Origin of the sequence: Alkalihalobacillus pseudalcaliphilus, from assembly GCF_028610675.1 — a bacterium.
Lineage (GTDB): Bacteria > Bacillota > Bacilli > Bacillales > Bacillaceae_D > Alkalihalobacillus > Alkalihalobacillus pseudalcaliphilus.
The window spans coordinates 75,900-101,897 of sequence record NZ_JAQQWS010000007.1 but is presented as its reverse complement, the minus strand read 5'-3'; the positions used below and the strand labels follow the sequence as shown (position 1 = coordinate 101,897).

The 25,998-nt window shown below is 37.8% G+C and carries 23 protein-coding genes, 1 pseudogene and 1 other annotated feature; of the genes and pseudogenes, 14 read left to right on the top strand and 10 right to left on the bottom strand.

All coding sequences use genetic code 11. The annotated features are described in order from the left end of the window. Nucleotides 1-92 precede the first annotated feature (92 nt). The 3 genes from PQ479_RS14875 to PQ479_RS14865 are packed head-to-tail and all read left to right on the top strand — an operon-like array spanning nt 93 to nt 2,437. On the top strand, nt 93-1,013 hold the full coding sequence (locus tag PQ479_RS14875; RefSeq protein WP_047989501.1) for an ABC transporter ATP-binding protein: 921 nt from the start codon (nt 93-95) through the stop codon (nt 1,011-1,013). Next, nucleotides 1,006-1,713, top strand: coding sequence for an ABC transporter permease (locus PQ479_RS14870; protein WP_047988369.1), 708 nt, complete (start codon nt 1,006-1,008; stop codon nt 1,711-1,713). The genes PQ479_RS14875 and PQ479_RS14870 overlap by 8 nt, the downstream gene beginning before the upstream one ends. 1 nt (nt 1,714) lies before the next feature. Beyond that, nucleotides 1,715-2,437 carry an ABC transporter permease gene (locus PQ479_RS14865; RefSeq protein WP_047988370.1) on the top strand — a complete coding sequence of 241 codons (723 nt, stop codon included), beginning with the start codon at nt 1,715-1,717 and terminating at the stop codon, nt 2,435-2,437. A 110-nt stretch (nt 2,438-2,547) separates the two neighbouring features. Here the strand turns inward: PQ479_RS14865 and PQ479_RS14860 are convergent, their stop codons facing one another. The 3 genes from PQ479_RS14860 to PQ479_RS14850 form a co-directional block, all read right to left on the bottom strand. Next, nucleotides 2,548-3,456 (bottom strand): PhzF family phenazine biosynthesis protein, encoded by a 909-nt coding sequence (locus PQ479_RS14860; RefSeq protein WP_047988371.1) that lies wholly within the window; start codon nt 3,454-3,456, stop codon nt 2,548-2,550. A gap of 190 nt (nt 3,457-3,646) precedes the next feature. Further along, on the bottom strand, nt 3,647-4,813 hold the full coding sequence (locus PQ479_RS14855) for an ABC transporter permease (RefSeq protein ID WP_047988372.1): 1,167 nt from the start codon (nt 4,811-4,813) through the stop codon (nt 3,647-3,649). Next, complete coding sequence (locus tag PQ479_RS14850) at nt 4,810-5,553, bottom strand: ABC transporter ATP-binding protein (RefSeq protein WP_047988373.1); 744 nt, start codon at nt 5,551-5,553, stop codon at nt 4,810-4,812. Before PQ479_RS14850 ends, PQ479_RS14855 begins: the two co-directional genes overlap by 4 nt. Nucleotides 5,554-6,340: 787 nt before the next feature. Between PQ479_RS14850 and PQ479_RS14845 the strand changes: the two genes are divergently transcribed. From PQ479_RS14845 to PQ479_RS14835, 3 genes are all read left to right on the top strand, one after another. Beyond that, a complete protein-coding gene (locus PQ479_RS14845) occupies nt 6,341-7,348 on the top strand; it encodes a S66 family peptidase (RefSeq protein ID WP_047988374.1) in 1,008 nt (335 codons plus the stop codon). 66 nt (nt 7,349-7,414) lie between these two features. Beyond that, the gene (locus PQ479_RS14840; RefSeq protein ID WP_047988375.1) at nt 7,415-8,125 is read left to right on the top strand and encodes a DUF3784 domain-containing protein; all 711 of its coding nucleotides are present in this window, start codon (nt 7,415-7,417) and stop codon (nt 8,123-8,125) included. Nucleotides 8,126-8,189: 64 nt separating this feature from the next. Next, complete coding sequence (locus PQ479_RS14835) at nt 8,190-8,486, top strand: TIGR04104 family putative zinc finger protein (protein WP_047988376.1); 297 nt, start codon at nt 8,190-8,192, stop codon at nt 8,484-8,486. A gap of 46 nt (nt 8,487-8,532) precedes the next feature. Here the strand turns inward: PQ479_RS14835 and PQ479_RS14830 are convergent, their stop codons facing one another. Both PQ479_RS14830 and PQ479_RS14825 read right to left on the bottom strand, forming a co-directional pair. Continuing rightward, nucleotides 8,533-8,721, bottom strand: coding sequence for a hypothetical protein (locus PQ479_RS14830; RefSeq protein WP_047988377.1), 189 nt, complete (start codon nt 8,719-8,721; stop codon nt 8,533-8,535). A gap of 269 nt (nt 8,722-8,990) precedes the next feature. After that, entirely contained in the window at nt 8,991-9,866 is an 876-nt protein-coding gene (locus PQ479_RS14825) for an AraC family transcriptional regulator (RefSeq protein WP_047988378.1), read from the bottom strand. Between the two features lie 302 nt (nt 9,867-10,168). Between PQ479_RS14825 and PQ479_RS14820 the strand changes: the two genes are divergently transcribed. Next, nucleotides 10,169-10,711: a GNAT family N-acetyltransferase gene (locus tag PQ479_RS14820; RefSeq protein WP_047988379.1), complete on the top strand. Its 543-nt coding sequence runs from the start codon at nt 10,169-10,171 to the stop codon at nt 10,709-10,711. Beyond that, nucleotides 10,686-11,552: an aminoglycoside 6-adenylyltransferase gene (locus PQ479_RS14815; protein WP_047988380.1), complete on the top strand. Its 867-nt coding sequence runs from the start codon at nt 10,686-10,688 to the stop codon at nt 11,550-11,552. The genes PQ479_RS14820 and PQ479_RS14815 overlap by 26 nt, the downstream gene beginning before the upstream one ends. 41 nt (nt 11,553-11,593) lie before the next feature. Here the strand turns inward: PQ479_RS14815 and PQ479_RS14810 are convergent, their stop codons facing one another. Continuing rightward, nucleotides 11,594-12,361: an alpha/beta hydrolase gene (locus PQ479_RS14810; RefSeq protein WP_047988381.1), complete on the bottom strand. Its 768-nt coding sequence runs from the start codon at nt 12,359-12,361 to the stop codon at nt 11,594-11,596. 139 nt (nt 12,362-12,500) lie between these two features. On the opposite strand from PQ479_RS14810, the gene PQ479_RS14805 reads away from it, so the two are divergent. From PQ479_RS14805 to PQ479_RS14790, 4 genes are all read left to right on the top strand, one after another. Further along, nucleotides 12,501-13,055, top strand: coding sequence for an RNA polymerase sigma factor (locus PQ479_RS14805; RefSeq protein ID WP_047988382.1), 555 nt, complete (start codon nt 12,501-12,503; stop codon nt 13,053-13,055). Next, nucleotides 13,048-13,866 carry a hypothetical protein gene (locus PQ479_RS14800; RefSeq protein WP_047988383.1) on the top strand — a complete coding sequence of 273 codons (819 nt, stop codon included), beginning with the start codon at nt 13,048-13,050 and terminating at the stop codon, nt 13,864-13,866. Before PQ479_RS14805 ends, PQ479_RS14800 begins: the two co-directional genes overlap by 8 nt. A 222-nt stretch (nt 13,867-14,088) precedes the next feature. Next, nucleotides 14,089-14,853: a hypothetical protein gene (locus PQ479_RS14795; RefSeq protein WP_047988384.1), complete on the top strand. Its 765-nt coding sequence runs from the start codon at nt 14,089-14,091 to the stop codon at nt 14,851-14,853. Nucleotides 14,854-15,049: 196 nt separating this feature from the next. Continuing rightward, nucleotides 15,050-15,883: a hypothetical protein gene (locus PQ479_RS14790; protein WP_047988385.1), complete on the top strand. Its 834-nt coding sequence runs from the start codon at nt 15,050-15,052 to the stop codon at nt 15,881-15,883. A gap of 108 nt (nt 15,884-15,991) precedes the next feature. Here PQ479_RS14790 and PQ479_RS14785 read toward each other — a convergent pair whose 3' ends face one another. Both PQ479_RS14785 and PQ479_RS14780 read right to left on the bottom strand, forming a co-directional pair. Next, nucleotides 15,992-17,344, bottom strand: coding sequence for a TldD/PmbA family protein (locus tag PQ479_RS14785; protein WP_053070369.1), 1,353 nt, complete (start codon nt 17,342-17,344; stop codon nt 15,992-15,994). Next, on the bottom strand, nt 17,344-18,732 hold the full coding sequence (locus PQ479_RS14780) for a TldD/PmbA family protein (protein WP_047988386.1): 1,389 nt from the start codon (nt 18,730-18,732) through the stop codon (nt 17,344-17,346). The genes PQ479_RS14785 and PQ479_RS14780 overlap by 1 nt, the downstream gene beginning before the upstream one ends. A 360-nt stretch (nt 18,733-19,092) precedes the next feature. Here PQ479_RS14780 and PQ479_RS14775 point away from each other — a divergent pair, with 360 nt between their 5' ends. After that, on the top strand, nt 19,093-20,160 hold the full coding sequence (locus PQ479_RS14775) for an undecaprenyldiphospho-muramoylpentapeptide beta-N-acetylglucosaminyltransferase (protein ID WP_047988387.1): 1,068 nt from the start codon (nt 19,093-19,095) through the stop codon (nt 20,158-20,160). A 208-nt stretch (nt 20,161-20,368) separates the two neighbouring features. On the opposite strand, the gene PQ479_RS14770 is transcribed toward PQ479_RS14775, so the two are convergent. Next, on the bottom strand, nt 20,369-21,124 hold the full coding sequence (locus tag PQ479_RS14770; RefSeq protein ID WP_047988388.1) for a GNAT family N-acetyltransferase: 756 nt from the start codon (nt 21,122-21,124) through the stop codon (nt 20,369-20,371). 1 nt (nt 21,125) lies between these two features. Beyond that, a pseudogene (abc-f, locus tag PQ479_RS14765) lies at nt 21,126-22,990 on the bottom strand (ribosomal protection-like ABC-F family protein). Nucleotides 22,991-23,755: 765 nt separating this feature from the next. Further along, nucleotides 23,756-23,997, top strand: a binding site (T-box leader). 96 nt (nt 23,998-24,093) lie between these two features. On the opposite strand from abc-f, the gene PQ479_RS14760 reads away from it, so the two are divergent. Beyond that, nucleotides 24,094-25,779, top strand: a complete 1,686-nt coding sequence (locus PQ479_RS14760) for a 2-isopropylmalate synthase (RefSeq protein ID WP_047988389.1) — start codon at nt 24,094-24,096, stop codon at nt 25,777-25,779. The last annotated feature ends 219 nt before the right edge of the window (nt 25,780-25,998 follow it).

Genomic DNA, 25,998 nt, shown 5'->3' with positions numbered 1-25,998 from the left:
CTAATTCTAAGTACTTTTTTTAACCAAAATTTAAACAACAGTCACACCGTCCTTTAAATAGCGTCATTTAAAGTTAAGGTGAGGTGATGATGATGAAGGCATTTATAGTAGAAACGAAACAACTTTCAAAGAAATTTAACCAAGATTATGCGGTATCTAATGTGAATTTAAAGGTAGAGGAGGGAGATATTTACGGATTTCTGGGACCGAATGGAGCAGGTAAAACAACGACAATTCGAATGTTGCTAGGATTAACGAAGCCTAGTCAAGGGGAGGTTCATCTTTTTGGTAAGAGTACAAAAGGAAATCATTTGCATGCCCTCAGGCAAATCGGTTCATTAGTCGAATCACCTTCTTATTACCCACATTTAACGGGGTATGAGAATTTAGAAGCATTACGAAAAATATTGCAAGTACCAAGTCGTAGAATTCATGAGGTATTAGAAATTGTTCAACTAACCAAATATGCCGATCGTAAGGTAAAGGCATATTCCTTAGGGATGAAGCAACGTCTAGGCATTGCCGCATCTTTATTAGGTGAACCGAAGCTACTTATACTTGATGAGCCTACAAATGGGCTTGATCCATCAGGGATTCATGAAATTCGTGATTTAATTAAAAGTCTGCCTAAAGAATTTGGGATTACCGTTTTAATCTCAAGTCATCTTTTACATGAAATAGACCAAGTAGCAAATAAGGTTGGAATCATTTCAAAGGGCAAGCTCATATTTCAGGATTCTATTGAAGTGTTACGAGCAAAAGCTCAATCACAAATAAGAATCAAGACAGCTGATCTCCAAAGAGCGAAAAAGGACTTATGGCAAATAGGGATAATAAGTGAAATCAAACAAGGTACGATTGTTTTTGGGGTGATAAGTGAAGCTGAAATTGCCAACGCTATTCGAATATTAGTAGAAAAAGGTCATGATATTTATCGAGTTGAAGAAGTGAGAAGGTCACTTGAAGAGATCTTTTTAGATGTAACCGCCCAAGGGGGATTGAATCATGCTTAAAAGCATACAGGCTGATGCTTTAAAGATGAAAAGAAAGTGGGTTTGGTTTCTTGTCTGTCTAGGTCCATTTGGAGTGATTAGTCTTCAAGTTGTTAATTATGCTGTTCGTTATGATTATTTAGTACGAAACGGAGCAGATCATTTTCAAGTATTAATGAATAATATTAATATGTTTCTTGCACCGGGATTAGTTTTAGGTATGACGATATTAGCTTCCTTATTTGCTTCGGTTGAACATGAACGAAACTCTTGGAAGCAGCTGTTAAGCTTACCAATAATGAAATATCAGGTCTTTCTTTCTAAATTCATTTTAATCACAAGCTTATTATGTGTTGCTTGTTCTCTTGTATTTATCGGCTCCAATCTTCTAGGCCTTGGACTGGGGTTTGGAATAGAGCCTAAAATGCTTCTGCCATTTTTCAAGAACAGCTTTTATCCATTGCTAGCAGGTATTCCTATATTAGTCATACAGCTATGGTTATCGGTAACGATGAAAAATCAAGCTATCCCCTTAACCATTGGAATCTTTGCATCTGTCTTTGCTGTGTATGGGCATTTTGCTCCTGATTGGGTGTTATGGAAGTGGCCGCTTTTATATGGTGATTGGTCAACCATTGAATTTGTAGGTGCAGGAGTAGGGATGGGCATGCTGATACTTCTAATGGCTGCTCTACATTTTCATAAGAGAGAGGTTAAATAAGATGAACAAGTTATTACAAATGGAATGGTATAAACTTCGTAAAACCAATATATTACCACTACTTTTGATTATACCGTTATTTACTTTTATAGCTGGGTATGCACCACCGTTATTTGAGGGGAGTTCAAATGAGTGGTATATCACGTTAACCTATATGTCTTTAAGTTATTCACTTCTTTTTTACCCTTTATTAATCGGTGTGATGGCAAGTTTTCTTTGTCGATATGAGCATCAAGAAGGGGGATGGAAGCAGCTACTTACATTACCTATTAATCGAACACATATATATTTATCAAAATTTACGTTATTATTTTTGGTGATTGGTAGTATGCAGCTTTTATTTATTGGAACGTGGGTACTAGTTGGGGTTATGAAAGGGATGGCCGATCCGCTTCCGATTGTTGTGATGGTTCAAGTCTTTTTTGGTGGCTGGATTGCAGCCCTACCTATTGCTGCTTTGATGCTTTGGCTTTCTAGCATGTGGTCAAGCTTTGCCGCTCCACTGACGGTTAATGTGATTTTTACACTCCCGAGTATTATGATTGCTAACTCTGAGACGATTGCTCCTTATTATCCATGGGTACAACCATTTTTTCTCATGTTACCTGAAGGGCTAGGCTGGGAGTTTACGGTTTCATTTCTCCCATTCCTCATTGCGATCTTTGGCTTTTTTATCGTATTTTTCCTTGGAGGGTTTGTTTATTTAAAGAATAAAGAAGTTTAGGTTAAGCATTATAAGAAAAAGAGCTTCTCACAAAAGTTGTATTGTGAAGAAGCTCTTCTCATTTTCTAATTAAGTTATCTTATCTTTATCACGTTATGTAATCATAGCGCTTATTTAATCTTTTCAATCAATTTTATCTCAAAAGTATTCACATATACGGCTTGACCGCTCATCTTAATTGTTACATCCCCATGAGTATCAGGTGTTGCCGATACATAGACTCGTCCATTTTTACCAATTTCATAGCCTTGCTCAATCACTAATTTTATTGCTTCTTTTTTGTTTGGATTCATAAATTTCTGGTAGTAGGCCGCCATAACACCAGAGGCTGTGCCAGTTACAGCGTCTTCAATCGTTCCAGAGTAAGGAGATGAAAAGTGCCTGGCATGCATATCTGCTTCTTGATCAAATGTTTCCATACAAAAAGCGTGTAAGGATGCATTTGGTATTTCTTTGAAAATAGATGGGAAAGCTTGGTTATTAGGCTTCATTTTCGAAAAAGATGATAAAGAACGAATAGGAACGAGTAATGTCCAAGTTCCGGTACTGCCATACATAATCGGCAGGTCTTCTGAAATATCTTTAGGTTTTAAGCCGATAGATTTGGTCAGTTCTTCTGGAGAACCAATAAATTCTCTAAATTGAGGTGCTGCGTGTTTGAGTGTAATAAAATAGTCATCATTTTTCTCTTCGATTTGTATGGGAAGAATTCCTGCATTCGTTTCGATAGTTAGTTCGCTTTTGTCTCCAAGTAAACCTCTAGATTTTAATGCGTATAGTGTTGCTACGGTCGCATGGCCACAAAGGTTCATTTCATGACCAGGTGTAAAGTAGCGTAAACGTAGGTCGGCTTTTTTTGAAGATAAATGGAAAGCTGTTTCATTAAAACCAATTTTAAAAGCGATTTCTTGCATGGTTTGATCGCTTAAGTGGTCAGCTTCTAAAACGATGCCTGCTGGGTTTCCTTCATTAGGTTGTAAACTAAATGCGTCGTAATGATACACCGTGACCGATTGCATGCGAAATGTCTCCTCCTCATAAAAGTATGTATGACTTTGTTATTAGTTTATCATTTTTTTGCATCTTAAGGGGCTAAAATGGAGGAATTGCTGTGAGAGTTTTCGAATTAAAATCACTTTGTGTTCTATGTTAGATCTATATGTATAGAAGCCGTTTGATTGTAACATCAAACGGCTTATTGAACGTCAGCTATTTTCCTAAAACGAACTTACTATTCATAAACATTCGATATGCTATCGCAAATAGGATACTGATAAAAATGGCTGAGCTTCCCGCAACCAATAGAATATGGGTCAGATTATACACGCCGTAAATAAGCTCTTTAATTAATGCAAAGATATTAAATACTGGAATGATAAAATGATAGATGGTAAATTCATTCACAGAAGTTCCGATTAATAGGAAATAAGGGATCATCGTTAAGAACGTTAATGGTGATAAGTAATTTCCAGATTCCTTGACGGTGTTAGAAACCAAACTAATCATGATGAAAAGACTAGCCATAATAAAGGCAAATGATACGATACCAACGGTTAAACTTAGAAGTAAGGTCCCGAGATTATTTTCAATTTGCATCGCTTGAGCAAACTCACCACCGGCAAAGTACACGTATAAGGTAAAGGTAATGACGGAGAAAAATCCACTCATCGAACACAGACTTCCGAGTGTTAACCATTTTCCAACGATAAGGTGCAATCGGTTAACTGGCGACATTAATAAAGCTTCCATCGTTTTTCTTTCCTTTTCTCCAGCGATGATGTCAGCAGCTGGTGAAAAACCACCTAATTGAACAGACAAAACAATAATTAGTTGAGCAAAAATGGTTAACATCATGAGTGCACCTTGATCACTATCTTCATCTAGTGCTACAGGTACTGTATAAAAAGGTTCAATGACATGATTTTCAACATTTAATTCAATTAAGTTTGTTGAAACGATTTCATACATTTTTTCTGAAAATAGGACCGAGATTTGTTCGCTTGCACCACTCGAATTCATACTAGCAGGGTCAAAATGGAGTTGGATGGCTGGAGATTGACCAGCTTCTAATGCCTCATCAAAATTAGAATCGAATAAAAGAGCAACATGAACGTCACCTTCTAATAAGAGGTCACGCGGATTTTGACTGAATGTGACGACAGAACCTTCTAAATCCTCAAGCCACTCTGTGATATACATAGAATCATGGTCCGACACAGCAATATTCACTTCATCAACTGAGTCATTAAACATAAAGTTGGTCATAAAGAACATTAATAACAAATTAAAAGCTATAGGGATAATAACGCTCATCACAATTGTTTTACGATCCCTCAACATGTCGAGCATTTCTTTTTTATAAATATTCCAGGTCAATGTTCTGCACTCCTAACGAGGCGCGACATAAAAATAAAGTTCAGATCACGAGTTTGTTCTTCTTGATATAAGTCTTCCGCTGTACCGTTATAAACCATTTCGCCTTTATGAATCATAATAATTGATTCACATAATTGACTAACTTCGTCCATAATATGACTGGAGAATATAATCGTTTTTCCTTCTTGACGTAAAGAATGAATTAACTCTCGAAACATATTGGCGGAAGTGATATCAAGTCCTGTTGTAGGTTCATCTAACAAGATAATATCAGGGTTATGAATGAGTGTACGTGCGATCGTCACTTTCTGTCTCATCCCTTTAGAAAAACCTCCCACTTTTCTATCTAAATAATCTTCCATTCCAAAACGTTTCGCCAAATCTTCAATTCTAGCTTTTGTTTCTTGCTTCGTCATTCCATATAGCTGGGCGAAGTATGTAAGGTTCTCTCTAGCTGTTAAACGGTCATACATCCCTGTTTCGCTTCCGAATAAAACGCCAATGTTACTTTTTATGGCCATCGGCTGTTTATGAATATCAATGCCATCAATATGAATAGTGCCTTCACTAGGCTCTAAAATCGTGCTGATCATCCGAAGCAAAGTTGTTTTACCTGCCCCATTTTCACCTAGAAGCCCGACAACTTCCCCTTTTTCTATTTCAAAGGTAACTTTCTTTAATGCTTCTACGGTTACTTTCTTATCACGAAATGAACGCGATACTTGTTCAACTTTAATCAAAGTCATCCCTCCAATATCTGTTAACTATTTATTATTATACGTGAATAAGTAGTGGAAAGTAGCACTTTTAGTTAGAAAATGACATTTTTTGTGGAGAAGCATGCCGATAACGTTTAAAATGGGAGGAGCAGTTGAAATAGATTGACAGGTAGGACTAGTGCGATAGGTCAATAGTTGTAGCGGAGAGTAAGACAATTATTCGAAGGATGTGAAGGAGTAAGTGACGAGAAATAGGCTACCAAAGCAGATATTCGATTGGTGCGAGGGAGTGTCTGAACAAAGAGAGCCAAAATGTGCAGATACAGACGTCAGTAACTACACGAAAAAGGCTGAACGTGACAGTTACTCGGAGGAAGAAGGTGAGTAACGACACGAAAAGGCATGAAGGTGACAGTTACTCAAGGGAAGAGGGTGAGTAACGACACGAAAAAGGCATGAAGGTGACAGTTACTCGGAAGAAGAAGGTGAGTAACGACACGAAACAGGCTGAAGGTGACAGTTACTCGGAGGAAGAAGGTGAGTAACGACACGAAAAGGCATGAAGGTGACAGTTACTCAAGGGAAGCGGGTGAGTAACGACATGAAAAAGGCTAAACGTGACAGTTACTCGAAGAAAGAAGGTGAGTAACTACCCGAAACAGGCTGAAGGTGACAGTTACTCAAGGGGCAGGATGTCACAATGAGTTCTTGAGCTTAATGATTAGTCGTAATCTGTCATACTGGAAGTGAACTTGACGAGATTCCGTGCATCACCCATTAAACTTTCATACAAAAGGAGGGTTTTCACATGATCCAGTATCCATCATTTTTTCATCAGGCTAAAATTGGTGTAACCGCTCCGTCCTCAGGTGTGGAGAAAGAATTACATATCCTACTCCATAAAGCCCAGCAGCAGTTTCAAAAGCAAGGGTTCACGCTATGGTTTGGAGATACAGCTTGGACACAAGAAAAAGCCAAATCGGCATCTGCTCGAAAAAGAGCAAGCGAATTCCAACAATTTATGGCGGATGAACGAATTAATGCAATAATTCCCCCATGGGGAGGAGAGCTTTTAATAGAAATCATTGAATTGATTGATTTTACGAAATTACCGATTAAATGGGTGATGGGCTATTCAGATACTAGTTTATTATTGTTAGCAATCACATTAAAGACAGGAATTGCGACGGCCCACGGTCCTAATTTAGTCGACCTTCGTAGTGAACAGGTGGATGCTACTAGTGTCATGTGGAAAAAAGTGTTGACGACAAAACTTGGAGAATCGGTTGAACAAGTCTCTTCCCCCTATTACCAAAAAGAGTGGGACCATTCGACGGATGACCTCCAGTTAACAGAAACGACCAAATGGAAGACGGCAAAACCAACTGTCAAAGTTGAAGGACGTCTATTAGGTGGGTGTATCGATGTCATTCATCATTTAGTTGGAACACCATTTGGTGACGTTCAAGCTTTTCGAAGCCAGCACTTAAATCAAGATGAACCGATTATCTGGTATTTCGAAAACTGTGAGATGAGTGTTACAGATTTAAAACGTAGTTTCATTCAAATGAAGCTTGCTGGATGGTTTAAAAATTGTACTTCTATATTATTTGGACGAAGTGCGGTCACAGCTGATATTGAAGGGTATCAATTTGAAGACGTTTATCAAGAGATAGAAAAGGAATTAGGGGTTCCAGTTATTCATGATATTGACTGTGGGCATGTGCCTCCGCAAAATACGTTTATTAACGGTGCTTATGCTGAAGTGTTTGTCGAGAATGGAAAAGGGAGATTAAAGCAAAGTTTTTTACCTTAATTTTTGAATCGTTTTATCGTATCATAACGTATATAAGGCAGTACATCATGTGGTGAGGTGAAGGTAATGCAATTGGCATTTTTAATGATTTTTATCGTAGCATTTTTATTTATATTTGCTTATTTAATTTTAGTGAAGCAGTATTATGGATTAATTTCTGGTTATTGGAATAAATCTGAGGAAGAGAAAAAGCGCTTATATGAATTAGGTTACCCGCAAAAGATGGGTAAGATTATACTTAACTCAGGTATCATTTTATTAGTTGGGGTTATCTTAGTCTTTCTAGGTGTTGCCTACGCAGTTGAAATATCTTTAGTGATTATGTTGATCTATACATTTGCCCATTTACTGATCGCAAACAAGCTTGAAACAGGAAAGGATCGTAAGCGTAATTTTTATATTCTAATCGGGTCGATTGTCGTACTTGTTGGTATTTTTGCTGTATTCTTAATCCCTACAAATGTGAAATTTCATGAGGATTACTTGGAGGTAACAGGTTTGTATGGGGTGGAATGGTCTTATGATGATATTCATACGATTGATAAAACCGATGAGCTGCCACTCATACAAGTGCGAACAAATGGTATGTCTGTACTAGAAAGAAGATTAGGACATTACCGATTAGAAGGTCTCGGTGGTGGGCGTTTATTTATTCAGAGCGGAGAAGGTCCCTATATTTTTATTATGACGGATCAAGAATATTTATTTTTGAATGCTAAGAATCCGGAGGAAACAGAAGCCTGGTTTGCGGAGCTTGAGAGAGCTTGGGCTGAATGAAAATAAAAGCGTAATTAAATAATGGTACAATTTGAGTACTAGCTATGATTGGAGGAAGATGCGAATGCCTTTCTGTCAACGTTGTCAAAAGCAGTGGAGCTGGAGGCAAACATTCAAGCGATCCTTTACGTTAGATCCAGCTATTCCTTGTCCATATTGTCATAATAAACAATACGTTACAAAAAAAACGAAACAAAAGATGAGCTTTTTACCTTTTATCCCTATTCTTGGGTTAGTGCTCAATATGTTTAATATTCACCCTGTAATCGTCTTGAGTTATATGTTTGTTTCTGCAGCTATCATTATCTGTTTGTCGCCTTTAATGATAAAATTAGCAAACGAAGAACAGCATTTAATATAGGAACAAAACCTTCCGCTTGGAAGGTTTTTGTCATTAATTTTGGAAGCTATGGTTTTCGATCGAGTTTTTTAGAAATTTCTTCTAATTTCTTGATGATTAACACTTGATTATGATTATCAGCACTTATATGTCTAAGAATTGAAATGAGGAAATAAAGGATAAATCCAAAAAATAAGAGTGAAAGAATAATTGGAATAACACTAAAAAATCCCAATATTAAGTTGATCGATAACATATAGTATTCCTCCTTCCTTTTAACTGGGGATCGCTCATAGCCGTGTAAAGCTATATCTAGATTTTACCATAATCAACGAATTAATTAATCAGGAAATGCGATGATGCAAGTCCTTCAAGAAAACTGACTATTACCATATCTAGGTTGACTGAACATTTGCTTGGATAGTTGTCATCTATCTACCCTTTTTAAATATAAGAAAACCAGTGCCTATTACTATGGGAAGTAAGGGTCACTGGTTTTATATAAGAATTCACGTTACATTTGGTTTATGAGCTTCTTTTGATAACAGGTATCCAAATTTCGCTTTTGAAAGTGGGTGATGTTGTATCTTTGTCGGCATTCCAGAGGATTTCCGGTCCATTTGTTTGCTCATAGTTAGAGGTTGGAAACCACTCAGAATAAATTTGAGCCCACGTCGTTTGTAATGTTTCTGGAAATGGGCCTTCTGCTGTAAATACAGCCCAAGTTCCAGCACTTAATTCAAGTGAATCCGTTTGAGCTGATACCGGGTTGGTTGTAAGAACACCGATATAGTGATCGAGTTCACTCTGTTCTTGGGTCCTTTCACTGAAGTTGGTAGAGGCACTGACCATACCAACTGGTTCCACATTAGAAAGCGATTTCCACTCTGCGATTTTCTCGGCTGATAAACTTTCCCACATCGAGGCAATTTCTGGATTAACACCTTCATAAATCAACTTAACTCTCTTTTTTAAGCCAATAATGGTGAAGGCTTCTTTTTCTACAATACGATAATTCATTGGATTACCACCTTTCATCGTTAATTGGAAAGTTAACATCGGATAGGCTTTTAATGCTTGTTGTTGATTGTGAATCTCAGATGGCCGAATACCATGCAAGCGATAAAAAGCATTGGAAAATGAATCAGGAGATTGATACTGATATTGAAGAGCAATATCCGTTATCTTCTGCTCGGATTGTAATAAATCAAAAGCAGCTCGTGTTAATCTTCGTCGGCGAATATATTCTGACAATGGTATCCCAGCTAAAGAAGAAAACATTCTTCTGAAATGGTATTCTGAACAATAGGCGACCGAGGCGGCCTTTGCAACGTCGATCTCGTCTGTTAAATGCTCTTCGATATAATGTAAGGCTTGATTCATTTGTTTTAGAAAATTCATCTCGATAACCTCCTAAGAAAAAGATAACATGTTGCCCTCCATGCGACCCGCTTTTCACTTATCAAGTTCTAACGGGTCTGATAAATGAATGGCTATTTTCCATCTATAACAGGTAAAATAGAAATAACTATTCGAATATTCCGGGAGTGTTGATTGTGGAAAAGAAAAAGAAAAAGAAAAAGGATCACTGGTTTTTTGATTTGATTTTTTATATACCAGAATTAATTATATGGCCAATCAAGTTCGTTATAAGAGCATTTGCTGCTTTGTTTCGTTACTAGGCGTAAGAAAGGGAGAAAATATTGTTATTTACTATAGAGTATCTGAAAAAAGAAGATGAGAAAAGTTTGTTTGATTTTGAAGTGCAAAATCGTTCTTTCTTTGAAACGATGATTCCGAGTAGAGGGGAGGCATTTTATCAAGTCTCTGAATTTCAACAGCGTCATCAACTTTTGCTAGAAGAGCAAGAGCGGGGCGAGTCTTTATTTTATTTAATCAAGGATCAGAAGAAAAGGATCATAGGCCGTATGAATGTCACGGATATTAAAACGAGTGAGGCAGAGCTTGGGTATCGACTGGGGCAAGAAGTGGTTGGTAAGGGGATTGCGACACAAGCATTAGCAAAGCTCATTAATGAATTGTCGACTAATCAACTGGTTACAAAACTTAAAGCAAAAACGACTTCTAATCATTTCGCTTCTCAAAAGGTATTAGAAAAGAATGGTTTTATCAAGGTTGAGGAAAGTGCGGATTCATTCAAATTCCTTGGTGAGGACGTCTATTTTGTTCATTATGTATGGGAGGGGGAATCTAATCAACATGAGGACAGCAAAGGAAATATATGAACGGGTATTAAAAGTTGCCAAGGCAGATGATCGAATTCGGCTCGTTGGTTTAAATGGATCACGAACAAATCAAAATGTGCCAGAGGATTGGCTTCAGGATTATGATGTTGTGTATGTCGTAACAGATATCGATGCATTTGTTCAAGACCCGAATTGGATCGATGTCTTTGGCAAAAGGACGATTTTGCAAATGCCAGAAAATATGGCGATGTTTCCACCTGAGCTAGGGAACAGATTTTCCTATTTAATGCTATTTGATGATTATACGAGAATTGATTTAATCTTAGTTCCATATGAAGAGAAAGAAAATTATTTAGTGGAGAACGGCTTAACGAAGGTATTACTCAATAAAGATGAACCAGATCGTCTTTACCCAACTTCTACAGATAAAGCATATTGGATTCAACAGCCATCTGAGGAGTTCTATCATGACTGTTGTAATGAATTTTGGTGGGTGACGACGTATGTGGCTAAAGGCTTAGCACGACGGGAGATTTTGTATGCTCAGGATCATCTCAATCAAATTGTCCGACCGATGTTGCTGAAGATGTTAAGTTGGAGAGTTGGCATTGAAACGGATTTTTCTCTAAGTGTAGGAAAAAATTATAAATATATTGAACAATATTTGGATGAAGATATATGGCAGCAGTTGCTGCTCACTTTTGCGAGAGGAAGTTACGAGGATATGTGGCATGCTTTATTTACGGCTTGTGACTTGTTTCATCGCACGGCAAAATTTGTGGAAGAACAGCTTTCCTTTACATATAAGAGTGAGGAAGAGGACAATGTGCGTGGATTTTTGCAGTTTGTATATAGTGAAGGAGAAATAAAGTATCAATAATCCCCCCTCTATCAGTTGGAAGAGGGGGGATTCTTATAAGGTTAGGAGTGAATGGGCAACCATTTAAGAACTGCTTGAATTTGGTCATCCCAATATTCCCAATTATGATCTCCAGGGCCGTAATCAGTAGTCAACTCGTAACCTGACTTTTGGCAATGTGCAGTGAAACGTTGGTTATCCTCATACAAAAAGTCTTCCGTTCCACAACTTTGATACAGTAAGGGACGATTGGGGTTATTTTTGTGCTTATCAATTAAATGAAACAGATCGGCACTAGTGCCTTGTGGGTCTTTTCCTCCTAAAATGAGGTCAAACTTCCTGCCAGCATCAGCAAGTGTACGGGAGCGAATGTCGAGGGCTCCAGATAAAGACGCAGCCGCTGCAAATCGATCAGGATGATTTAATGCTAACTTAAAAGCACCATAGCCTCCCATCGATAATCCAGCAACAAAATTATCCTCTCGTTTATCTGACAGGTGGAAAAAGGAGCGAGCGATCTGAGGTAACTCATCACTAACAAATGTCCAATACTTCTTTCCGTATTCCATATCCGTATAATAACTATGATCAACGGCCGGCATCACAACGGCTATTCCAGTCGCAGCGACGTAACGTTCAATCGATGTTCTTCTTAACCAAATGCTATGATCATCGCTGTATCCATGTAATAAGTATAATGTCTTATGTTTGGTCGTATGTAATTGATTCTCCATCCCAATTTGTGTGTGTGTTTGTTCTGGTAAAATAACATTCATAGAGGAGCTAAGCCCTAATACTTCAGAGAAAAATTGAACTTGCAATAAAGCCATATACGATTTCATCCTTTCTACATCTCATTATGTCTATCTTAAATCAAAAGGACTATGTTGAAAATAGATAAATGAATATGAATCTTTTTAAAAAAGGCTCCGTCTTATATAACGACTAACAAAGAAGAAGGTGAAAAGCATGGGAGATGAAGAGCTAGTAAAGTTAATACTTCAGGGAGATGACAACGCCTTACAAAGGCTTTACGATCGTTATTTTCAAGTCGTATTCCAATATGCTTTCATTCAAACAGGCAATTATCATGATGCAGAGGAAGTGACTCAGGATGTTTTTAGTAAAATGGCACGTTATTTGCACAAATATCAGCAAAAATCTACGTTCAAAACGTGGCTTTTTACAATTGGTCGAAATGTCATTATTGATTACCACCGTAAACATAAACGTCAAAAGTCAGTAAGAGGCTTTTACGAAGGTGAAATGGAAGCATTAGCGACTACTAATAAGGAAAGTGAATGGCAAAACGATAATATGGAAGCAATATTAGACATATTAGCTAAGCTACCTCAGGATTATCGGTCGGTGATTCAGCTCAGATTCATTGATGGTTTTAGTTTAAATGAAACAGCGGAAATTATGAAAAAAACTCTTTTATCAGTCAAATCCCTTCAGCATCGAGCTAAGAAACAGCTACAAGAATCATTTCATGAGAGAGAAGGAGGGGTATGGAATGAATAACAGGAATGACGAACAAAAGGTGATCGATATGGTTAAACAAATCTCTGTAGAACCTTCTAAGCAATTCAAAAATGAAACCTTTAAACTTGTTCAAGAAGAAATTAAATATGCACGAGAGCAGGCAAAGAAAAAAAAGAGCTGGTTTAGGATCGGTTCCCCTGTATTCACAGCCTCTCTCGCGATGATTGCAACGATTGGATTAGTAAGTATTCTATGGGTAAGTAATGCGCCAATGGATCCAATAGGTGGACCATTAGGAGACAAACCAGATGAAACCGAGCAAAAATGGGAACAGCCAAAAAAGAATGAGCAGATCGACGAGCCAGACTTATACGGGTTATCTGGTAGAGAAGAAATAATTGTGGAGGAAGTCGAAATTGAGGGGAAATTTGATACGATTGATTATCAGCTATTAGATCGTGAAACGATTCCATTCTCCACTTATTACCGGGGAAATATGTGGGAAATTGTCGAGAGGGAAGAAGAGCAGTACCAGCTCATTGAGCTACAAGCTACGATTGATCCTGAAACAAATATGAGGATATTTTTATTAAATACAAAAGAAAGGGAGGAAGCGAAGGACTTTTTTGAGGAAGTTATTTTAGCTGATTATCAACAATTTGAGTCGCTTATGGAGGAGGATTCTATAGTCAGTGTAAAAGTTCATGACGCCGAGTATGAAGCAACCTATGCATCATTACGGTTTGAGCACGATTACTATTATGTCATATGGCAATCCGCAGCTCCTGAATTTGGAGACGGTTGGGCCGCCCACTATGAGGTTTTAATGAATGAGTGGCAATGGAAATAAAAGAAAACGTGAGTGAGGCTAATACCTCACTCACGTTTTTAATTAAATAACCAATCCAGTTGCCTTTTTTGCACCCATCTTTTTACAAAAGGCCTGTGTTTGCTTGTTATCGCTAGTCGCAAAAGTCTAATCATTTCTGTGATTCAATCCAGTCAGTAAGCTTTGAATCCATTTAATATATGATATGATCAAATTAATTAGACATAGAAGGAGTTGGATAGGATGAAGGAGCTAGAGACTAAACTAATTGGAGCTAGTTTAGCAATGTCGTTTTTTATTTTATATATCAGTTTATCTGTTTCTTTTAATCTATTTCTAATACATGAGACTCTCACGACCTTATGGGTTTGGTTATTTATTTTTGTTTATGGAATCATAAGCTCATTTTTAATTGGTTGGATAAGGAAGAAGTGGAAGCAGGCGGGAGTTGTAACTGGGTTTCTGTTATACATAGGGTTCGGATATCTTATTTTTATTATAATGAGTCCGAATGAATTTGGGTTGATTGCTGGAACGGTAGGAGCCATTTTTGCGTTGATTTTTTTAATGGGAGAGAAATGGGCAAAAAGGCAACGTATGGCTAGAGCTGCTTATATGTTGCCTGTACTTGCATTATGCTTGACACCTTTTGAATGGACCAACAAAGAAGGTTGGACAGAGGTGAGGCAGGGAGAGACGGTTCTCATTCAGTATGAAGCATTTAATGGGGAACACTTAATCCCTATTGAGGCAAAAGCAGGAGAACAACTATTTTTTAAGGTAGACCATCATTTTCGGGATGGTGGGGAGCACGGTGTAAGTCTTTATGATGAAGAGCATAATCTACGTCCGATGACCGAACATCCGCTAGAAGAAGGAGTGTTAGGCGTCGAGCCTAGTGAGGATTCCACCTACTATATCGTGATCCGTGGGATTGCAGCGAAAGAAGGAAAGGTGGAGGTAACTTGGTGGCAGGAGAATAAGGTAGTTGGGACATTGGATGATTAAATGCACATGCCTAGACAGTTAGCCGTTTCAAATAGGCTAACTGTCATTTTTATATTAGGCTGTTTTTATTTGTATCATAAAAATACCAAAAATAGCGAAATTTTTACATTATTTTCAGAAAAATCACTACTTTTGTTGTTGATAAATGTTATTATATGGATATGGTTGTAAATAAAAGAATACTAGGAGGTTATGCATGAAAAAGCATTATATTTTTCCCTTTATCTTATTTGTAAGTCTTTTATTCCCTACCTTAGTTTTTGCCGATAATCATGATGATGCAAAGGAGGCATTGTCAGAAGGAATTCAAGCTCTTATTGACCACGATTTTGAAAAAGCTGTTCATGTGATTCTTGATGACCGCTTTCTTCTAAAGCATCAACAAATTGATTTGTATGAAACGATGTATGGAGAATTTGAAAATGGTATTATGGAATTCGAAATTATAGATTCTAGTAAAGTGAATGATGAACATTATCGTTTTATTGTCATTGAAACCTATTTTGATGGCTATAAAGCTCAAACACCTGTTGATGTGAAAAAATTAGGCGATCGGTGGAGGATTGTTATCAAAGATGATGTATCAGAAGAGGACCCTGATGCTATCGTTCTTGCACAAGCTAAGCCTGTTTTAATTGAAAAAGAAGAGCCTATTACTACTCAGATGAATGGTATTCATGTTTGTACGCATACAGAGCGATTTAATATTGGGTCAAAAATACCGACGTCCTGTCTTTTTAATGTTAATACGGGTGCATTAATATTAAATGTGCTTCGACATAATGTCGTCCGTACAGGTGATGGGAGTTATAGCATTGCCGGGCATGGTGTGTATTACAGAGTGTTAAGAGTTCGTCTACTAGGTACTAATCCTATTTATGGTTCGGTTTATATTAATCGAACAGGGAGTGCTGCTACTGGTAGTTATTCAATTAGAGGAGCTGCTAATGAGCCACTTTATGTTAGGGTTGATACAAACTTAGAGCCAAGAAGAGTTGTTTATGACATTCGTTTTGAAATTAGAAGGTAGTTCTTTATTTTCGTACAAGATCTATATAACGAAAGAGGCCGATTCTGAACGCGGCCTCTTTCCTAATAGTAAATAAGTTATGTCCGAACTTCTAATTCGATGAATCCATTATTCTCCACCTACAGATAGTGTTCCTACCTTTAGGCTTGGTGAACCGAGGTAGCCAGATCCCATTATGCTAAAATCTAAGTCGTTACCAATCGCTTCAACTTGATTTAATAAAGTAAAGAAGTTCCCAGCGACGGTGATTTGATCAAGTGGCCTTTCGATTTTTCCATTGCGAACGAGGTATCCATTGGCCGCAAGGGAGAAGTCACCTGTAATCGAATTGGCTCCAGAATGAAGTCCTTGTAAGTCCGTAATTACAATCGTTTCAGACTCGCTTTCCATGAGTTGCTGAAGCGATTCGGAACCTGGTTGAATATACATATTAGAAGGCGAGATTGAGATTGAACCTTTATATGATGGTTTATAAGCATGCCCAGTGGACTTAACACCATCTTTTTGAGCTGTTTTTGAATTGTGGAGATAGGTTAAGAGAACACCATTTTCAACAATCGTTTGCTTGGCGGTCGCAACGCCTTCTCCGTCAAAAGTTTGGCTCGCAACCCCATTTCGATCATGTGGGTCATCAATAATGGTAATAAGTGAATGACCAATCGTTTCATTTAATTTTCCAGCTAATAATGATTTTCCTTTTTGAACATCATCTGCTGAGAAGCTTGATGAAAATACTTGTAATAAAGATGAAGCAGCCGTATTTCTAAGTATAATCGGGTACTGGCCGCTTTTAATAGAAGAAGCCCCAACAAAACTTAATGCCTCATCGACAACCTCTTTGGCCATCTCTTTTGGAGAAAAAGTTGAAAAGTCATCAGTGACCCAATATTTCATTGCGCTTTTAAATTCATCACCTGATTTAACAACGGCAGATAAGATAATGTAAATAAAGTTCCTTTTTTCACGTTTTTCTAAGCCTTTTGTGTTAGCGATAAATGTTTCGCTCTCACGGGATTCTAGCGTACAATAGTTAATGCTATGAATTAAATCACTTAATGCATAACACTCTTTTTCGGCTTCCTTTAGTAGGTTAATTTTATCATCTGAGGATACTTCAGAAAGGGATTGAGAATATAAAGAAATATCAGCGTAGCTATCAGAACCTGCGAATAATTCCTCTGGATTGTCGTCCTCGATGATAAGAGCATTATCAGCTGCTTCTTGGATTAAAAATTCAATTTCAGAATCGGCGATTTTTTCTGTGTAAGCATAGCCCATTTTCCCGTTATAAATTCCGCGGAAAGAAACACCACCTTCAGAAGAAACTTTATAGCCATCAACTTCCCCATTAAATAATTGTGTATTAAAACGATTCGTGGATTGATAATAAAGTTCCATTTCAGTAAAGCCGTGTTTGTTTCCTTGTTCAAAAAGTTGTTCCTTGAATTGAATCATATCCATTACTCGTTCCCCCTTCCACCAACCGTAATTTCACTGACACGGATCATAGGCTGACCGACATTAGCTGGAATCGAACCACTCGATGCTCCACACATTCCGGCGCCGTGTGCAAGTTTATTTCCAACCATATCAACCTTTTGTAATGTTTTAGGTCCGTTTCCGATTAAAGTAGCTCCGCGGACAGGCTCTGCAATTTTACCATTACGAACGATATAGCCTTCATTGACGGCGAAGTTATAATCACCTGTTGCAGGATTCACAGAACCACCGCCCATATATTTTGCATAAATACCAAACTCGGTATTGGCGATAATTTCATCATGTGTTGATTGTCCAGGTGCGATAAACGTATTTGTCATCCTAGAAGTAGGAGCAAATTTATAAGACTCACGTCGACCAGACCCTGTAGAAGCTGTATTCATTCTTCTACCACCAAGTTTATCGATTAGATAGCCCTTAAGAATCCCATTTTCAATTAATATATTTTCGCGAGATTCTTCACCTTCATCGTCAATATTGGCAGAGCCCCATTCATTCGCAAGTGTTCCATCATCAATATACGTAACAATTTCAGGTGCAACACGTTCGCCAACTCGATCAGCGAAAACAGAATTTTTCTTCGCAACAGAAGAAGATTCTAAGCCGTGCCCACATGCTTCGTGGAAAATAACACCACCAAACTCATTGTCGATGATAACCGGGAATTTACCGCTTGGACACTCTTTTGCATGGAGCATTGTAACAGCGATTCTAGCAGCTTCTTCCCCATAGTAAGATAAATCAGCACCTTCTATAAACTCAAAGCCTTGGTGTGCACCGGGTCCATAAAAACCAGTTTGCATCTCTGTCCCACGAGAGGCAACGGCTTGCACTTTAAAGCGTGTACGAACACGGCGATCCTGAATAAATGTACCTTCAGAGTTAGCGATCAGTACATGCTGATCCTCATCGTTATAACCAACTAAAGCTTGTGAGATTTGATTGTCATACTGTTTAGCTGCTTGATAAACTTCTTTCATCTTTTCGACCTTACGAAGCTTTGAAACTTCTTTTGGGATTTGTTGAATGATGTGTTTGTTTTCATATTCTTGTTTGGTTAAATTTAATGTGAGGTTTTTCGGTGTTCCATGAATGGCGGCTGCCGCCTCAAGTGCTACGGCAATTAATGGCTCACGACTGAATTCATTCGTATATGCATAGACGCTTTGTAGTCCTTTTAATATACGAATACCAATACCGAAGTCTTTTCCAACGATACTTGACTCGACCTTACCACCGATTAAGTCAATATTTGTGTTCCATTTATCTTCTACAAATACTTCGGCAAAATCACCACCCGTACTAAGAGCCGCGGTAATGATGTCTTCAATAACTGCTTTTGAAAGCATATGTATCCCCCTTTAAATTGTGGTCAGATCTATCATACATGATGTCTACTCATTATGTACACAAATAAGTCTGATAATTTAGATTGTTATGTTAATATAATAAAGTTCATGGTTGATTTTACGTTCATTTATAACCTGAAATCCACATATTAGATTCATGATACAAACTATTTTTAAATATTATAGAAAATAAGTAGAATGCTTCTTAGCAATCTTAACGATTAGTGATACAATACAATCAGTCTTTTTTATTTATATGTTCTTTAGCACAACGAGTTACTAGTAAAAAAGATGTTAGCAGATTGAGTATGTAAACAAATGATAACAAGGAACCATAGAAAGCACGTTCTAGGAGGAATTATGAAAAAACTCGTATTTACAGGTGGAGGAACGGCAGGCCATGTCACTCCAAACCTCGCTATTATAAAAGAAATCCGTCATGAGGATTTTCAAATTGACTATATCGGTTCAAAAAATGGCATTGAAAAAGAGCTAATTGAAAAAACAGGAATTCGCTACCACTCTATAAGTAGCGGTAAATTAAGAAGGTATCTTGATTTTGAAAATGTAAAGGATATTTTTAGAGTTTTGAAAGGTTGCTTAGACGCAAGAAGGATTCTGAAGAAGTTGAAGCCAGATCTCGTCTTTTCAAAAGGTGGATTCGTATCAGTGCCCGTTATCATAGCAGCTTCAACACTTAAAATACCGATTTATATTCATGAAAGTGATTTAACACCTGGACTTGCCAATAAGATATCCCAACGTTTTGCTACAAAAATCTTCACATCTTTTGATGAGACCAAAAAGTATTTGCCAGCTAGCAAAACCGAAGCAATTGGTTCTCCTATTCGAAAAGAAATTCTACAAGGGTCCGAGGATAAAGGAAGAAGATTTCTTGAGTTTCATAGTCAATTACCGGTGTTACTTATTATGGGAGGAAGTCTTGGTGCTAGAAAAATCAATGAAGCCGTAAGAAATAATCTTGATGAATTGACGAAGCGTTATCAGATTGTCCACTTATGTGGCAAAGGTAATATCGATGCTTTGTTAGAGAACAGAAGAGGCTACCGTCAGTTCGAATATGTACATGAGGAGCTTGCTGATATTTTAGCAACAACTGATTTTGTCATTACAAGGGGAGGTTCTAATGCTATTTTCGAATTTGTAGCTTTAGAAATTCCAATGGTCATTATTCCACTAAGTAGAGCACAAAGTCGAGGTGATCAAATTTTGAATGCAGAATCATTCCAAGCAAAGGGATATTCGGTTACATTGGAAGAAGAAGAGTTAACGAGTGAATCGTTACAGGATCATTTAGATATGATAACCGTCAAAAAAGAAGAGATAAGAAGGAAAATGAGAGAAGGCAATCAAGCGGGGGCATTAGATAAGCTTGTAGCTGAAATTAGGGCGATTGCCGCAAAATAAAAACAAAACCGATCGGAGCTCAATTCCGATCGGTTTTTTTAAGCCTTGTAGATGAAGATTTGAAGAGGGTATGCTTACCTTTTATCCTTTTCTTATGGCGTGTCATCAGTGCCACCCCGCACGACGCGGAGCATGATTTTCGGGAGCGATGAGTATAGCTCCGCATATCAGTTTTAAGCAACTTTCATACAACAGAAAGAAGCATATTTTATTCTTTTAGAGCTTCATACATAAAGCTTTGGAATTGGTACCCTTGCTTTTTGTACATCTCTTTGGGTGAGTCTTGTCCATCTGCTAGAAGAATCGCTGTTTGCTTTGGGAATTCCTGAAATAAAGCTGCTTGAAGATGCGTACCAATTCCTTTTCTTTGATAGGACTCATCAATTTGAAAGTTATCAAGTTCAAACGTGCTTTCATCGATGCTAATCCCATGTATGAATCCTATAGGTATTTCGTTCCAGTAAGCGAGCAGAATTGCATACGATGGATTGTTAATTTGCTCCTTCATTAAAGCCGTTTTGCCTAACGCATATTCCTGACCAAATGTTAAGCAAAACCGGTATTGGAGGTCGAGGTAGTCGTTTGCTATGGGAGTCGAATGAGTGACTTTTTTAATCATAAGCTGTGGAGGTTTCTCGTTTGATATCCACGGAACAGGTCGGCGCACGTATAATTCCGTACGGTCAAGTTGATAACGATTTTGCTTTAGATATTCTTCTAAAATTGTATCAATTTGATTATTTTCTGGAAAGAAAAATTTTAAATGCGTTTGTCCACGCTCAAGATGAAATTGCTTTAGTACTTCTTCGCTTTTTATAAATAATGATAGTGTCGGATTCTGCTTAAACTCTAAATAATTGGCATCATACATAACTTTTAGTTGCGTAAAATGATTGACCCGAAATAGAGCGTTTTCTAGTGCCGTTTGTCCATATTCATATGTTTGATCGATCGAATAATCCATATTAATAGTCTCCTTCAAGTCGTTTCATTAGTTCAGTCCACTTATACTCTAAATTCTCTTTCGTAGCATGTAGGTGTTGCATCTTCTCAAGGTCGTTTTCCTTTAGTAGTTTCTGTTCTAGTAATTCTATTTCATTCTCTAAAGTCTCAATGCTCTGTCCCAATTCATGATGATGGTTTAAAGTCGACTTATATTTATTTTGATGATCATGTTTAATCGGGATAGGTTGAGCTTTCTCATTCCGCATGATGGACTCCTTCATTTTCTCTTTCGCCCAGCTGTAGTTTCCTGGGAATTCATAGAGTTGTTGATCGTGAATCCAAGCAATTTTATGAAAAAGTTTATCGATAAAATAGCGATCATGTGAGACAGCTAGAACGGTTCCTTGAAATGTTGATAGTGTATCTTCTAATACTTCACATGATTCAATGTCTAGATGGTTTGTCGGTTCATCAAGGATAAGAACGTTCATTTCCGTTTGCATAATGATTGCAAGGCGGAGTCGCATCTTTTCACCACCACTAAGAGATGATAATTTTTGAAAGACGCTAAAGCCATAAAATAAAAATTGAGCTAATAGTGAGCGAGCTTCACCTTCAGTCACGTTGACATGCTCACGGAATTCCTCGATAACCGTTTTATTTGTATGTGCCACATATAATTTCTGAGATAAATAAGCTATTTTAACTTGGCTACCTAACTTTACTACGCCACTATTTGGTGTTAATTGACCTAGAATTAATTGAAGCAATGTTGATTTTCCCGTTCCATTGTCACCTAATAAAGCGACGCGCTCGCCGTAACGAACGAGCAAGTTGACGTTAGAGAATAATAAGCGGTGTTCAAAGCTTTTCTCTAAGTCCGTGATCGTTATCACGTCTTGACCACTTCGGTCTGTTGCTTGCAAGTCTAATTTTATCTTCTTATGTTCAAGGACGGGTCTATCAAGAAGCATTATTCTTTCGAGAGCTCTTTCCATATTTCGAGCCCGTTTATGAAGCCCCTCATTAGGTGGGTTGGCTTGATTGGCCCAGATACGTAGCCGTTTTATTGCCTCTTTCATTTTTTTGATCTTCTTTTGTTGTTCTTGATAATTTTGAAATTCCTGCAATAATCGTTCTTCTTTTTCCTTGATAAATTGCTGATATCCACATGCGTAGGAGAGGAGCTTACCATCCTCTAAATCGAGTATTCGATTAACGGTTTCCTCTAAGAAATAACGGTCATGTGAAGTAATCATAAATGCACCGCTAAAACGATTTAAAAAAGTAGTTAACCAATCAATGGCTTGTAAGTCTAAATGGTTGGTTCATCTAATAAAAGCAAATCTGGCTCAGTTAATAACACATGTGCTAGGGCCAGCTTCGTTTGTTCTCCTCCACTTAGACTTTGAAAAGGTTGCGTAAGGAGGTGGCTAATTTTTAAACCGGCAGCGACTTGTTCTATTTTAGAACGGATTTCATAACCGCCATGCGAAGTGAAATACTCCTGTAGCTCACTGTATTGAACAATTGTCTGTTCTAATCTTTGGCCGATTGTGTGACTCATTTCCTTTTCAAGCTCACTCATTTTCATTTCTATTTCTATTAGTTCCATAAACGCGGTCTCTAAAAACTGTTTACCATTCCCCATAAAAGTGGGTGATTGTACTTGTGATAAATAGGCGATTTTTGTATGTTTAGAAAAATGGATGGCACCATTATCAGGCGTTTCCTCTTGTGCGAGCATTTTTAACAGCGTGCTTTTTCCACTTCCATTCCTTCCAATCAGGCCGATTCGATCATGGGCCTTTATATCAAAACTAATCTCCTCAAAAAGGGGGTCACCCCCAAAGCTTTTTGATACTTGTTGTATGTGTCCGTACATTTTGATGTTCCTCCTAAGTTAAAGAACATCACCTCAAAAGATAAAAAAGGTGAACGAATCAGAATTCGTTCACCAAAAACGAGAGAACAAAAGGTTTTCCCCGTTCACCTCATTCATATGTGGGTAAAGGTGATGCACTGATTGTGTCATTTGTTTATTTAGTTACTAAAAAAGGACAGATCTCTCCCTTTGTAACTAAAACAGCAAATTTTGCACGACAAACGAGCATAAATCTACTACGATTATCACGCACACAAACAGCTTGCTTACACATCTCCCACACCCCCCGTTTCCATTCAGATATGCTAAGTATATAGAATAGTCAGTCGATAAGCAAGGCTGATTTAAAGTAGATAGTTAAAGCTCTGATGAAAAATACAAAATAAGAGCTTCAATCAAGTGGCAGAAAAGATAAGCAAAATCGACAATTAACTTAGCACCACCCCACAGGACGCCAGCATGATTTTCGGTAGCGACGAGCATACCGCTTCGAGGACAACATTAACGCCTCCACTTCATTTCGATGTCGTCATCTCGGTTTGAGGACAACAAAAATGGCTCTCCACGCTATTTCGTTGTCGTCACTTTTCTCTCCGAGTTATTGTTACTTCCCGTCCTCACTTTTCCTACAACTTAGCTTCACTTTTTGCCAGATCCAAAAATTGTATAATGTAGCATCAGCTCCAAGATTTATTCAAAAAAGAAAAATACCTTCAGACATATTGAATAATTCTGATAATTGTAGTACAATAGTCAAAATATTTCATAAATGCGTTGATGAGGAGTAGTAGGAAATGTAGTGGATTAAGAGAGCTGTTGGTTGGTGCAAAACAGTCATACTTCATTCTGAACTCGCCTTGAAGTAGCTTCATTGAATCTCAGTAGATGAAGCCGGTCCCTTACCGTTACTTAAGGAGGTAAAAGGATTATTCCTTTACTATCTGAGTGCACACAAATGTGTGAATAAGAGTGGTACCGCGTAGGATTTCAAGTCTTTCGTCTCTTCCAAGGAGACGGGAGGCTTTTTATATGTCTCGGTGACGAGTTAATAGAGAAAAGCTTTTCACCAAATACAAAATGCTTGAAGGGGAGAGTGTTAAAAAATGAAAAATGTAAGTAAATATGAGCGAGGTTATTTCCTTCCACCAGTTACAAGTAATGAATGGATGAAAAAAGAGTACATTGATGCACCACCTATTTGGTGTAGTGTAGATTTACGTGATGGCAATCAAGCATTAATCATTCCAATGAGTTTAGAAGAAAAGCTAGAGTATTTTCAGCTACTGGTCGATGTGGGTTTTAAAGAAATAGAAGTAGGATTTCCAGCCGCTTCTGAAACTGAATATGCTTTTTTAAGAGCGTTAATCGAGCAGGAATTAATTCCTGATGATGTGAAAATACAAGTTCTGACACAATCAAGGGATCATATAATTGAAAGAACATTCGAAGCATTAAGAGGGGCAAAAAAAGCCGTGGTCCACTTGTATAACTCGACATCTGTTGCTCAGCGAGAACAAGTTTTTAGAAAACCAAAAGAGGATATTATTGAAATTGCTGTTTCTGGTGCAAAGCTTATTCAAGAATGTGCTGCAAAAACAGAAGGCAATTTTCAGTTTCAATATTCACCAGAAAGTTTCACTGGAACGGAGATGGAGTTTGCTCTAGCGATCTGTAATCGCGTCCTCGATGTCTGGCAACCATCAGCGGAAAATGAAGTCATTATTAACTTGCCTGCAACGGTATCCATGTCAATGCCACACGTTTATGCGAGTCAAATTGAGTATATGTCAACTCACTTAAAATATCGTGAACACGTCATTGTGTCCGTTCATCCTCATAATGACCGTGGTACGGGGGTGGCGGATGCTGAACTAGGGATGTTAGCTGGGGCAACACGAGTTGAAGGAACGCTATTTGGAAATGGGGAAAGAACGGGCAATGTTGATATCGTAACGTTGGCTCTAAATATGTATTCGCATGGTGTTAACCCAGAACTTGATTTTGGAAAAATTTATCAAATTAGAGATGTATACGAGCGATTAACAAGAATGAGAGTACCGCAAAGACATCCATATGCAGGAGAACTTGTTTTTACGGCTTTTTCTGGCTCGCATCAGGACGCGATTGCTAAAGGCATGGCATACCGTGAAGAAAAGCCAAAGACAGCTTGGAGTGTGCCTTATTTACTCATTGATCCAAAAGATATAGGTAGAGAGTATGAAGGAGACATTATTCGTATTAACTCACAGTCTGGTAAAGGTGGAATTGGTTACATTCTGAAGCAACATTACGCCTTGGATTTACCAAAAGAGATGAGGGAAAGCTTCGGTTATGCGGTGAAGGATGTTTCCGATAAAAAGCACGCCGAGCTTCAGCCTGAAGAGATTTATGACATTTTCTTTGAGAACTATGTGAACATCACCAATCCGATCGAATTTTTAGGTTATACATTTGTTAATTATGATGATTATCAAACGATTATCCGTATTAGCGAGGATGGAGTAGAGAAGGAATTAGTGGGAAGTGGTAACGGTCGTTTGGACGCAATTAGTCAAGCATTACAAAAGCACTTAAATATTGACTATTCTAATCTTATTTACAGAGAGCATGCATTAGAAACAGGCTCTGAATCACAAGCCGTATCTTACGTAGGTGTTTCTGATAAACATGGACAGCTACATTGGGGTTGTGGACTTGACCCAGATATTATGACATCTTCGGTAAAGGCATTATTTGGCTGCATTAATAAGTTAGTACGTGTCGGAGAGCAAAAAGAAGTATCGAATTAATTAATCGTGAGGAGGCATCCACTTTGGGTGTCTCTTTCATATTCTTTACCATAAGTTACAAACAGGTACGTGGTGAGATAAATGTGGGGAAGAGGTTGATTTTTAGAGGGAAATTTGGTTAAATAGTTAGGTATATTTTATACAAAAACGGAACACCAATCTGCGTTTGGATGGTCTGTTGGTTTAATCTTTGGTGCTAAAAGTAGCGCCTTTTTGTAC

Coding starts and splice junctions, on each gene's coding strand:
- PQ479_RS14870 (WP_047988369.1), top strand. CDS start 1,006: ATGCTTAAAAGCATACAGGCTGATGCTTTAAAGATGAAAAGAAAGTGG.
- PQ479_RS14800 (WP_047988383.1), top strand. CDS start 13,048: ATGAATAACAGGAATGACGAACAAAAGGTGATCGATATGGTTAAACAA.
- PQ479_RS14780 (WP_047988386.1), bottom strand. CDS start 18,732: ATGCTTTCAAAAGCAGTTATTGAAGACATCATTACCGCGGCTCTTAGT.
- PQ479_RS14810 (WP_047988381.1), bottom strand. CDS start 12,361: ATGGCTTTATTGCAAGTTCAATTTTTCTCTGAAGTATTAGGGCTTAGC.
- PQ479_RS14845 (WP_047988374.1), top strand. CDS start 6,341: ATGATCCAGTATCCATCATTTTTTCATCAGGCTAAAATTGGTGTAACC.
- PQ479_RS14860 (WP_047988371.1), bottom strand. CDS start 3,456: ATGCAATCGGTCACGGTGTATCATTACGACGCATTTAGTTTACAACCT.
- PQ479_RS14775 (WP_047988387.1), top strand. CDS start 19,093: ATGAAAAAACTCGTATTTACAGGTGGAGGAACGGCAGGCCATGTCACT.
- PQ479_RS14830 (WP_047988377.1), bottom strand. CDS start 8,721: ATGTTATCGATCAACTTAATATTGGGATTTTTTAGTGTTATTCCAATT.
- PQ479_RS14825 (WP_047988378.1), bottom strand. CDS start 9,866: ATGAATTTTCTAAAACAAATGAATCAAGCCTTACATTATATCGAAGAG.
- PQ479_RS14760 (WP_047988389.1), top strand. CDS start 24,094: ATGAAAAATGTAAGTAAATATGAGCGAGGTTATTTCCTTCCACCAGTT.
- PQ479_RS14805 (WP_047988382.1), top strand. CDS start 12,501: ATGGGAGATGAAGAGCTAGTAAAGTTAATACTTCAGGGAGATGACAAC.
- PQ479_RS14875 (WP_047989501.1), top strand. CDS start 93: ATGAAGGCATTTATAGTAGAAACGAAACAACTTTCAAAGAAATTTAAC.
- PQ479_RS14785 (WP_053070369.1), bottom strand. CDS start 17,344: ATGGATATGATTCAATTCAAGGAACAACTTTTTGAACAAGGAAACAAA.
- PQ479_RS14795 (WP_047988384.1), top strand. CDS start 14,089: ATGAAGGAGCTAGAGACTAAACTAATTGGAGCTAGTTTAGCAATGTCG.
- PQ479_RS14865 (WP_047988370.1), top strand. CDS start 1,715: ATGAACAAGTTATTACAAATGGAATGGTATAAACTTCGTAAAACCAAT.
- PQ479_RS14840 (WP_047988375.1), top strand. CDS start 7,415: ATGCAATTGGCATTTTTAATGATTTTTATCGTAGCATTTTTATTTATA.
- PQ479_RS14790 (WP_047988385.1), top strand. CDS start 15,050: ATGAAAAAGCATTATATTTTTCCCTTTATCTTATTTGTAAGTCTTTTA.
- PQ479_RS14770 (WP_047988388.1), bottom strand. CDS start 21,124: ATGGATTATTCGATCGATCAAACATATGAATATGGACAAACGGCACTA.
- PQ479_RS14835 (WP_047988376.1), top strand. CDS start 8,190: ATGCCTTTCTGTCAACGTTGTCAAAAGCAGTGGAGCTGGAGGCAAACA.
- PQ479_RS14815 (WP_047988380.1), top strand. CDS start 10,686: ATGAGGACAGCAAAGGAAATATATGAACGGGTATTAAAAGTTGCCAAG.